Origin of the sequence: Halochromatium sp., from assembly GCF_046541315.1 — a bacterium.
Classification (GTDB): Bacteria; Pseudomonadota; Gammaproteobacteria; order Chromatiales; family Chromatiaceae; genus Lamprobacter.
On record NZ_JBKHDN010000211.1, the window covers coordinates 1 to 4,730 of the forward strand.

The following is a 4,730-nucleotide window of genomic DNA, read 5'->3' on the forward strand; positions in this document are numbered from 1 at the left end:
AGCCCCGCATCGAGCCCCGCATCGGACTCGACCGTCGCGTCCGACATCAAGCCCAACGGCGGATGAGCGCCCCTCTCGTCCCTGCGGTCGCTGGTCGATCTCCCAATGTCGCCGGATTGGCGCCGGGTGTTTACCGAGACCGTTGCGAATCGGGCGCTCAACTCGGGGCGGCGTTGATGGACAGGGTCGTGGCGCCTGCTTGCGCCATCTCCGCGGCCAGCGCAATGGCCGCCTGCAGGCTGCCGGCATCGGCGCGGCCAGTGCCGGCGAGATCGAGCGCGGTGCCGTGATCGACCGAGGTGCGAATGATCGGCAGGCCCAGGGTCACGTTCACGGCCCGGCCGAAGCCGAGATGCTTGAGCACCGGCAGCCCCTGGTCGTGATACATCGCCAGCACCGCGTCGGCGTGTTCTAGCTGATGGGGCACGAAGGCGGTATCCGCCGGCAGTGGTCCCTCCAGATCCAGACCTTCGGCCCGCAGCCGCGCGATCAGCGGGATCAGCACCTGCTGTTCCTCGCTGCCGAGGTGGCCGCCTTCGCCGGCATGGGGGTTGAGCCCGCAGACCAGGATGCGGGGCCGCGGGATGCCAAAAGCATCGCGCAGGCTGCTGGCCAAGACGCGGATGATGTGCTCGACCCGGGCGGCGGTGATCGCCTTGGGCACCTCGGCGAGCGGCAGGTGCGTGGTGGCCAGGGCAACGCGCAGGCCGGGCGCCGCGAGCAGCATCACCGGGGTTGGTGCCGATTCCGCGCCCTGAGCGCCCATGTCCTCGCCACCCTGAGCGCCCTGTTGGGCGCAATGCTGGGCGCAGCATTGGGCGAGGAATTCGGTATGCCCGCTGAAGCTCAAGCCGGCCTCGTTGATGATGCCCTTGTGCACCGGCCCGGTGACCAGCGCGTCCCAGCGCCCGCCGAGGCAGCCCTTGCAGGCCGCGCTCAGGGTGGCGAGGACATAGGCGGCATGGGCGCGGTCGAGGGTGCCGGGAATGACCGGCGCGGCAAGGCTTGCCGCAGCATCGACCAAGAGCGTGCCGGGTAGCGGCGGGCGTGCTGCGCGCTCGGGGTCGAAGGCCTCCAGGGTCAGCGGCAATCCGAGCATGTCGGCGCGGGCGGCGAGTAGCTCGGGATCGCAGATGGCGACCAATTCCGCCGCAGGGGGGTGTTGGGCGACGGCGATGCAGAGATCCGGTCCGATGCCGGCGGGCTCGCCCAGGGTCAGCGCCAAGCGTGGGATCTCAGTCATCGAGTTCATCCAGCCGCACCTCGAGATAGGCCTCGTCGCGTAGACGCTGCAGCCACTGCTCACGCGCTTCCTCGGCCTTGCGCATGCGCAGCGCGTCCTTGGCGCGCAGCCGCAACAGCTCGTCGGCGGTGTCTTGCTCGCGCCGCTCGTTGACCTGCAGGATGTGCCAGCCGAACGGGCTTTCGAAGGGCTGACTGACCTCGCCAGGATCTAGGTCGTCCATCTCGCGCTCGAACGCAGGCACGGTATCGCCGGGACTGATCCAGCCGAGATCGCCGCCGTTCAACGCCGAGCCAGTATCGTCGGAATGCGAGCGCGCCAGGGTCGCGAAGTCATCGCCGCCGACGATGCGCATGCGTAACTGCTCGAGGCGCCGTTTCGCATCCTGATCGGACACCACCTCGCTGGTGCGGATCAGGATGTGCCGGGCCTTGGTTTGGGTCACCGGCTTGGGCGTGTCGCCCTTGATGTCGCTCAGCTTGATGATGTGGAAACCGCTCGGGCTGCGAATCGGGTCCGTCAGCTCTCCACGATCCAGGGTTTGTGCTGGCCGCGCGGCGAGGCTTGGCACCTCGTCGATCGGGAACCAACCCAGATCGCCGCCTTCCTGGGCGCGACCGCCATCGGAGTTGGCGCGCGCGAGGCGCGCGAAGTCCTCGCCCTGGCGCAAGCGTTTGACCAGCCCCTTGGCCGTCTCCCGCGCCTGCTCGACCTGCGCCGAACTGGGGTCCTCGGGCAGCGCGATCAGGATATGGCCCAGGCGCACCTCGTTGCGCGTGATCAGGCTGTCACGCTCGGTTTCAACGAAGCGATCGACCTCCTGCTCGCTGACGTTGATCCCCTTGACGATCTCTTCCTGTTGGAGGCGCGAGGTAATGATCTGGCGCCGCGTATCCTCGCGAAAATCCTCGAATGAGACGCCATTGGCCGCGAGGGCCTCGCGCAGCTGCATCAGGTCCATGCCATTGCGCGCGGCAATGCTGCCCAGGGCCTCGTTCAGGGTCGCCTCGTCGACCTCGATGCCAATGGTTTGCGCGCGCTGCATCTGTAGTCGCTCGAGGATCAGTTGCTCGAGGACCTGTTCCTCAAGCGAGTCGGGATCGGGGATCGGCGCGCCACGCGCTTGGAGTTCTGGAATCAGCAGGTCGATTTGCTTATCGAGTTCGCTCTTCACGATGACGTCATCGTTGACCACGGCCACGATGGCATCCAGGGATTGCACCTGCGCCTGCGCGGTGCCCCACAGCAGGCAGGCCGCCACGAGTCGCAGGAGGTTAGTCGACTTGATAGTCATAGATCTCTCGTTGCAGGAAACGATCGACGGAGTTGCCAAAGGCACCGAGGCCGGCAAGCTCCACTTGTAGCATGACCGATGTGCTCGCGGCGCTGTCGGCGCGGTGCTTGGAATGGCGCCCGAGCAGACGGACCCTCCAGCAGCACTGGCCGAACTCGAGGCCGGCAAAGGCGTCGCTGGTCTCGTCGGTCTCGAGCGAGTAGAGCCAGCGCCCGACGACGTTGACTTGCCGTGAGACCGGCATCTGAAAGGATAGATCGGCGGTCTCGAAGCGGTTGTCGATGCGGGTGCCGCGATCATACCGGTATGCCAGGTTGAGCAGGCGTTTGCTCTCCGGCTCCCGGTAGCGGAGCTGGAGTGTGCGCCGGCCCCATTGTTCGCTGTCCTCGGCGGGGTCCCATTCGAAGCTCGCGCGCCCGTGCCAGTGGTCGAACAGGTGCGCTGCGAGTTCGCCGGCGATCGGCGACTCGTCGTCAACCTCCGTTGGCCGACCGATCTGCACGCGGCGATCGGCGAAGTAGAGGATGCGGCCGACGCTCAAGCGCAGCATCTCCTCGCCGGTGCGAGCGTTCAGGAAACGCGAGCTGAGGGCGGTGGTGAGCTGATTGGCATCGCCGATCCGGTCGCGTCCGGTAAAGCGATTGGCGCGGAAGAGATTGGCGAAGTTGAAGGTGAGTTCCGAGCTGTCGAAGACCGGTGTCGCCGACTGATCCTCGTAGGGCGTGTACAGATAGTACAACCGGGGCTCCAAGGTCTGCAGCGCCTGGGTGCCGAACCAGTGGGTATCGCGCTCGAACACCAGTTTGCCATCGACCTCGAGGGTGGGAATGCTGTGGCTGGGCGAGGTCGGTTGCCCCACCGCGGCGTTGGCAAGATCGTAGCCGCCGAGGTTGAGCGAGAGGGTTGGGATCAAGTGTCCATAGCTGCGTCGCAACGGCAGGCTCAGGCTTGGCTGCATCGCGAGGCGTTGACCGTAGACGATGTGGTGGTGATCGAAGTAGACGTATTCGGCGTTGAGGCGGGCGACGAGCCCATGATCGAGCCGGATCGGATCGAGATTGAACAGCACCTGCGGGAGCCGCCCATAGGGGCGTTGCTCCGGGGTGATCCCGGGATCGACCGTCTGATAGCCTTCCAGCGCCGTTAGCAGTGTCCAACCCCGACCATGATAGGTGGCCGTGCCCCGCTGCAACAGCCGCCGGGTGCTGGTGATATCCAGGCCATTGCCGAAGTCCTCGAGATAGCGCTCGTCGGAGACCGCGCTGAACTCGAGCCCGGTGTCGATGCGATTGAACCAGGTGCCGGTCTCCTCCAGGTTCAGGGCCCAGCGCGCGCCGTTGCCGGCGTATTTGGCATCGTCCGGGATGATCTCGGCCTCGATGCGGCCCTCGTCGTTGCGCGTGAGGTAACGCAACTCGGTACCCATGAGCAGGCCACGCTCGCTGAGGAAGTGCGGCGAGAGGGTCGCATCCAGATTCGGCGCGATGTTCCAGTAGTAGGGCACCACCAGCTCGAAGCCGCGCTCCTCCGAGGAACCGACGGTCGGGATCAAGAAGCCGCTCTTGCGCCGATCGTCGATCGGAAAGCGCAGATAGGGGGTGTAGAGCACGGGAACCCCTTTGATACGCAGTCGGGCGTCACGCGCCACGCCGATGCCTTTCCCCTGATCGAGCTTGAGCTGCGAGGCCTTGAGCGACCAGGCATTGCTGCCCGGCGGACAGGTCGAGTAAACCAGCCCCCGATAACGTGTCTGGGACGGATTCAGCACCTCGGCGAGATCGGCCGTGCCACGCAGATTGGCGCGGTTGGAAAACCGATAGCGGACGTTGTGCATCCGCCCCTGTTGGGTCTCGAGATTGAGCAGGGCATGGTCGCCGATCATCCGCAGGCCCGGGCGTTCCATCAATGTCTCGCCGTCGGTGGCGATGTTGCCGGTGTTGCGGTCGTAAGTCAGGCTGTCCGCCAGCACCCGTTCTTGCTCGCGGCGGACATCGACGCCGCCGCTGAGCGTCAGGATGTCGGTATCCCGTTGGTAGGCGACGGCCCCGGTCTCGATGTCGATCGGTGTCTCCGGGGCCAGAGGCGCCGCCATCGGTGCCGAGCCGAGCCGGGCCGGTCGCGGTCCGCAGAAGGTCCAATCGAGCCCGCGATGCAGCCGCGCTTCGCGCGCGCTGGCCGTGGACGGCGTGCTGA

The 4,730-nt window shown here is 66.3% G+C and carries 3 protein-coding genes; all 3 read right to left on the minus strand.

Annotated features, from left to right (window positions below):
* Positions 1-157: 157 nt before the first annotated feature.
* Complete coding sequence (pdxA, locus tag ACLFQI_RS11745) at positions 158-1,243, minus strand: 4-hydroxythreonine-4-phosphate dehydrogenase PdxA (protein ID WP_410759557.1); 1,086 nt, start codon at positions 1,241-1,243, stop codon at positions 158-160.
* Positions 1,236-2,537, minus strand: a complete 1,302-nt coding sequence (locus tag ACLFQI_RS11750) for a peptidylprolyl isomerase (protein ID WP_410759559.1) — start codon at positions 2,535-2,537, stop codon at positions 1,236-1,238. Before ACLFQI_RS11750 ends, pdxA begins: the two co-directional genes overlap by 8 nt.
* The coding region (locus ACLFQI_RS11755) for an LPS-assembly protein LptD (RefSeq protein WP_410759561.1) at positions 2,518-4,730 on the minus strand (2,213 nt) is incomplete at its 5' end. The genes ACLFQI_RS11755 and ACLFQI_RS11750, both read right to left, overlap by 20 nt.